The organism is Pseudoalteromonas arctica (assembly GCF_012927645.1).
In the GTDB taxonomy this organism is placed as follows: Bacteria; Pseudomonadota; Gammaproteobacteria; order Enterobacterales; family Alteromonadaceae; genus Pseudoalteromonas; species Pseudoalteromonas arctica_A.
In genome coordinates this window covers 1-631 of the sequence record NZ_JABBMT010000101.1, presented here as the reverse complement: position 1 = coordinate 631, position 631 = coordinate 1, and the positions used below count along the sequence as shown (strand labels likewise).

Genomic DNA, 631 nt, shown 5'->3' with positions numbered 1-631 from the left:
AGTCTCAAGTGCTTTTTACTAGCTTGACTAGGCTTATCGCAAGTTAATACGTCCTTCATCGCCTCCAACTGCCAAGGCATCCACCGTGTACGCTTAGTCACTTAACCATACAACCCAAACGGGTCTTGCTTGGTCTTTGCTACTTATGCTGCCTTGCTTTCTATTTTTGCTTGGTTACATAACACGTTATGCGCCCAGCGACAAAAATATCAGCGGCGTTGCCTAAGTATCAAATCCACGTCGCAAGTTTATATCGAAATATAAACATACTGTTTTGTGACAGTTTAACTTCGCCAGAAGTTAATATTGAATACTAAAGTAGATACCAATTAATCCTAAGATTAAATGGCACTGAATGATACTGCTATCATTCTTTTTTACTTTTGAAAACTCTGTACAAATACAATGTATTCATACGAATTTTATTATCAGCTTTTCCAAATTTTTAAAGAGCAATAAATATCGCGGAGCGAGATTTATAAACATTCATCTGTGTGGACACGTCGAACAAATAAGTTCTAAATCGTATAAGGAGGTGATCCAGCCCCAGGTTCCCCTAGGGCTACCTTGTTACGACTTCACCCCAGTCATGAATCACTCCGTGGTAAACGTCCTCCCGAGGGTTAGACTA

General features: G+C 39.6%; 2 rRNA genes. Both read right to left on the bottom strand.

Annotation, left to right across the window (positions count from 1 at the left end):
• Window positions 1–107, bottom strand: a 23S ribosomal RNA gene (locus tag HHO47_RS19085); the annotation flags it as partial.
• A gap of 421 nt (window positions 108–528) precedes the next feature.
• Window positions 529–631, bottom strand: a 16S ribosomal RNA gene (locus HHO47_RS19080); the annotation flags it as partial.